Annotated in this window: 2 protein-coding genes and 1 pseudogene; all 3 read right to left on the bottom strand. The window is 34.1% G+C overall.

Annotated elements, in window-relative coordinates; translation table 11 throughout:
* Positions 1 to 30: 30 nt before the first annotated feature.
* Positions 31 to 2,235, bottom strand: a complete 2,205-nt coding sequence (locus AFK68_RS12135) for a serine/threonine-protein kinase (RefSeq protein ID WP_210407366.1) — start codon at positions 2,233 to 2,235, stop codon at positions 31 to 33.
* A gap of 588 nt (positions 2,236 to 2,823) precedes the next feature.
* Positions 2,824 to 4,238: tetratricopeptide repeat protein (locus AFK68_RS44910; RefSeq protein WP_371357346.1), on the bottom strand; the 1,415-nt coding region annotated here is incomplete at its 3' end.
* Between the two features lie 212 nt (positions 4,239 to 4,450).
* Positions 4,451 to 5,148: pseudogene (locus AFK68_RS44905) on the bottom strand (serine/threonine protein kinase); the annotation flags it as partial.
* Positions 5,149 to 5,348 lie beyond the last annotated feature (200 nt).

Here is a 5,348-nt window from a genome sequence, read left to right as displayed (position 1 = left end):
CCCCTACTCCCCTATTCCCTATTCCCTAAATTATTTCCATCTATCAATTTGATATTTAGCATCTTTAAAACCCCCTGTACGACCTTGTTCTAAATAAAGTTTAGCTGCTTTTTCAAAATCACTAATTGCTCCTTTTCTATCTCCGATATTAATTCTAACTAATCCTCTATTGTAATAAGCACCCGCATATTCTGAGTTAAGTCTAATAGCTTGAGCATAATCGGCGATCGCTTGCTGATAATTTTCTTGTTCTGAATAAATAGTAGCACGATTTGCATAAGCTTCAGCATTATTTGGACTTAATTTTATTGCTTGAGTATAATCTTCTATTGCTTTTTCTGGTTGATTAGCTGTAGCATAAGCTAAACCTCTATTTGTATAAGCTTTAGGATTTTCAGGATCGAGTTTAATTGTTGCAGTGCAGTCAGATACAGATTTTTCATACTCTTGTAAATTTAGATAAGCAATACATCGATTATTATAAGCAATGTAATTTTTAGAGTTAATTTCAATTGCTTTAGTACAATCAGATACAGCGTTTTCATACTCTGCTAAATTCAAGTATGTGCTACAACGATTAGCATAACCTTCTTCATTTTTAGGATCTATTTCAATAACTTTATTGTAATCATCTAGAGAACCTTGATAATCTCCCATAAAAAACCTAGTTCTGCCTCTGTTATAATAACCATCTATCTCTTTTGGTGCAATTTTAATCATCTCAGTGTAATCTGCTATTGCTCCTTGTAAATCATTATTGGCAGCACGAGCTAACCCTCTTGCATGGTAAGCATTAATATCATTTGGTTGCAGTTTCAGAACTTGAGTATAATCTTTAATCGCCGCCGGATAGTTTTGGGATTTATAGTAAACAAATCCTCGTTTGTAATAAGCTTCAGAATCTTGAGGTTTCAGGCGCAACACCTGGGTAAAATCATCAATTGCTCCTGCATAATTTTGGTTATCAGAATGAACTCCCCCTCGGTTAAAATAAGCATTAACATAACTGGGATTAAGATTAATCGCTTGACTGTAATCAGCAATAGCATTTTGATAGTTTTCTAAATTGTAATAAGCATTCCCCCGCTGGTAGAAATACTCTGCTTGACCAGGATTCAATTTAATTGCTTGATTAAATGCTGAAATTGCTCCTTGTTCATTGCCTTGATTAACACTTTCTACCCCTCTTTCAAATAGTCTTTCTGCTTTTATCGGGTTAGGACGATTCAAAAAACTTACTATCCCAATCAGCACTGCTATCACCCCTAAACTTGCAAAACCAAATACAACTAACCATAATGAATTGGATGCTAGACCCTTACGACTTGTTTGAATTTGAGGATTTATACTGCTTTCATTTATGGGTGTTGACGCCATCATTCTGTGGGGGCGACCGCTAATTTTCTGTAACGCTTTGACAACTTCTGCTGTAGACTGATAACGTTTTGTGTAATGGTAATGTACCATTTTCTCCATAATATCCGCTAGATTTGAGGAACATTGTGCGCGATTTCGCCAGAGGATACCACTAGGATTTGATGGAGAGAGGTCTTGTAGTTTTGGCAGTTCACCACTAGGAATACCTGTCAGAGCTTGAATCCCAATCATACCTACTGCATACAGATCGCTATTATATTGAGGAATGCCTTGAAATTGTTCGATCGGCATATAGGAGGGGGTACCTGTAGCAATAGTTCGTTGCATTTCTCCGTTTGCTTCTGCGATCCGATGACTAACTTCTTTCACCGAACCAAAGTCAATTAAAACTAATTTTCCATCTGGTTGACGTCTAATTAAATTTGATGGGTTAACATCTCGATGAATTACTTCATGTCCATGTACAAATCCTAAAATTTCTAAGATTTCTAATAATAGTTGAATTACTTGTTTTTCCTGCCAAGGTTTACCAGGAATAATTTCTTTATTTAATGGTGTTCCAGGAATAAATTCTTCTACTAAATAAAATTGATTATTTTCTTCAAAATAAGCTAATAATAAAGGAATTTGATCGTGTCTTCCTAATTTTTCTAATATTTCTGCTTCTTGCTTGAACAAACGGTGAGCAGTTCTGACAATCGTAAAACTATTACCAGGAGCCCTTAGTTGTTTGACCACACATTGAGGATGCCCAGGGCGACGAGTATCGGCAGCCAAGTATGTTTGTCCAAAAGCACCAGAACTCAGGACTTGAACGACGCGGTAACGTCCATCTAGCAGTTGACCTATCATGTTCATGTTATTTATTTTATACCATTTTTCTTAACTATCAAGAGAAATTAAGTCAGAATAGGGCACAGGGTATATACAGAGTAGATTAAGTGATGAATTAATACCAATTCACTTTAAGGATGTCACAAATAGTTTCCCACTTTAAATGTCAAATAATTGCCGGAAACTATTGTCTTGTCAAAGTTTTTCGTCAAGTTAATTCCGCCTTTTGTACGGGTGATTTCCTATGGAATACTCCTAATTACGCGAATTATCCCTTCTGACTTATGACTTATGACTTCTGACTTCCGTGAAACGGTATAAGTCTCTCACTATTTTTGGTAGTTGGTATTATTTTATATGATATATTAAATAAAATAAATAAGAACCCAAACTCTTATTTAAAATAGTTAAATTTTAGCTTTAGGTATAATTTAAAATGGTAAGTTTTTTTGTTAAAACAGTTAATTATTGCAGTTTTTCTATCATATTGAGGGAGTTTTGATAATCCTTTATTTTACCTTGTTCTAAAGATAAGTTAGCACTTTCCCGAAAGTCTGCTACTGCTGCTGGTAGCTCTTGTAATTCATACAGAATAATTCCTCGATTATAGTNATATTGAGGGAGTTTTGATAATCCTTTATTTTACCTTGTTCTAAAGATAAGTTAGCACTTTCCCGAAAGTCTGCTACTGCTGCTGGTAGCTCTTGTAATTCATACAGAATAATTCCTCGATTATAGTATGCTTTAGCATTACTGGGATTGAGTTTAATTGCTTGGGAAAAATCTTTAATAGCTTGATTATAGTTTCCTATTTCTGAGAAAAGTATTCCTCTATGATTATAAGCAAGGACATCTTGAGGATTGATTTTTATTGCTGTGGTAAAGTCTTCTATTGCTGCTTGAAAATAGCCATTAGCAGACTGCGCTAAACCTCTGTTTATGTAAGCTTTGGCATTTTTATTGTCTATATCAATAGCAATACTGCAGTCTTCTGTTGCTCTTTGATATTCTCCTAGATTGAAATAAGCAATACATCGATGATTGTATGCTAAATCATTTTCAGGATTGATTTTTATTGCTTGGTTACAATCAGAAATCGCAGCTTGATGATTTGCCAGATTTAGATAAGCGCTACATTTATTTGTATAAGCATCTGAATCATCTGGTTTTAATTCTAATACCCGTGCGTAATCTGCGATCGCATCTTGATATTCTGCCATTTCTAAGTGAGAGTTACCTCGATGATGATATGCTTGTACATCATTGGGGTTGAATTTGATAGCTTGAGTGTAGTCACTAATTGCACCTGCTCGATCTCCTATCGTTCCTCTTGCTGTTCCTCTATTAATATAGGTGTTACTATCTTTGGGATTAAGTCTCATTGATTGACTGTAGTCTTGGATGGCATTTTTGTAGTCTCCAATTTCGTAGTAAATTTGCCCTCGTTTGTTATAAGCTTTAGTATAGTTAGGATTGATTCTTAATGTTTGCGTTAAATCGGTAATTGCTTTTTCATTGTTATCTAGTTCATAATAAACTAGAGCGCGTTGATAATAAGCATCGTTATAGTTTCCTTTGATTTTAATTGCTGTTGTATAATCTTTTATTGCTTTTTCATAAGCTCTTTGAGAATAGTAAGAGTTGCCTCTTTGATAGTAAACGGAGGCATTTTTGGGGTTTAGTTTCAGTGCTTCGGTGTAGTTGGCGATCGCTGCTGGTTGTTTTCCTTGTTTGGCTAATTCTTGACCTTGCTTATAAAGTGTTTCTGCTTTGACTATAAATTGGTATTGCCAAAGAGCGATCGCTACTCCTACTATTGTTATAAATGTTGAACCAACAATTAATATATTTTTTTTGTTGGGTTTGGGTTGAGGTGGTGTTGATTGAATTTCTCTAGCTTCAGGTTTTGTAGTTATTGTTTCTGGTTTTGAGAGAATTTGATTATCTACTGAGACTGATATCTTACTTAATTCTGTTAAGACTTCTGTTGCTGACTCATAATTTTGTTTACTTTGACTATTTACCATTTTGTCAATGATATCTGATAGTGCTAGAGAACATACTTGTAAATTCTGCCAAGGTATTTCTATTCCTGGAGTATTGTTAGCTTGTTTTTGCTTCAATAAATCTTGAGGTGATAATCCTGTTAGTGCTTGAATAGCAATTATCCCTAAAGCATAAATATCACTTTTTTTGTCTAGTTCCTGCTGATTTTTATCTAAGGGTATATAATTTTCGNTTAGCTTGTTTTTGCTTCAATAAATCTTGAGGTGATAATCCTGTTAGTGCTTGAATAGCAATTATCCCTAAAGCATAAATATCACTTTTTTTGTCTAGTTCCTGCTGATTTTTATCTAAGGGTATATAAAGTAAGCTATCAGAGTTATTTTGGTTGTAATTTTCTGATATTAATGGTTCTTGATTTAATTCTAAAATTCTCTGAATTTCTCTTTCTAACCCAAAATTAATTAAGAATAATTTTCCATCTAAGATTCGTCTAATTAAATTTCCTGGCTTAATTTTCCCATGAGTTTCCCCTTGACTATGAATCAAAACTAAAACTTCTAGCACCTCCTTTAATATATTAATTACTTCTGCTTCCAACAAAGGTTTATTTTGGGCTAACTCTTCTCTTATAGAAAGACCTACTATATAATCTTCGACCAAGTATATATTATTGTTTTCTTCAAAATAAGCTAATAAGTTCGGTAGTCCCTCATGTTGACTCAAGCTATAAATCTTTTCTATTTTTTCTTCAAATAATGATAGTATGACCTCTCTATTTTCAGAGTTAAAATTGCCTAGTTGAATTTCTCTAACTACGCATTGGGGTGAACCTGGACGGTGGGTATCTGTTGCCAGATATGTCTGCCCTAAAATAGTTGAACTTATAGGTTGGATAAAACGATAGCGTTTATCTACGATTTGGCCAATCATCATTTACTCTCATCCGATTACAGATATGTCTTTATAGTGGGATAATTGATTTGATTTTTAGCGTTGCATGATCGGGAATCCGAAAGTAGATATTTTTAGAGACTGTTTGTCAAATAAGTATTAAGCAAAAAGTTTCAGAATTCAAGCTTTAAGATTGAATAAGGCAAGGGATTGAAATAACTCTACAGAGGGAGTAGGTG

It is taken from the genome of Hydrocoleum sp. CS-953 (assembly GCF_002260545.1).
Classification (GTDB): domain Bacteria; phylum Cyanobacteriota; class Cyanobacteriia; order Cyanobacteriales; family Microcoleaceae; genus Trichodesmium.
Note: the sequence above shows the minus strand (reverse complement) of the source record. Positions and strands in the feature narration are given on the sequence as shown.

What these genes read in the sequence shown, in the direction of transcription:
- AFK68_RS12135 (WP_210407366.1), bottom strand. Translation starts at nt 2,235, where the DNA reads ATGAACATGATAGGTCAACTGCTAGATGGACGTTACCGCGTCGTTCAA.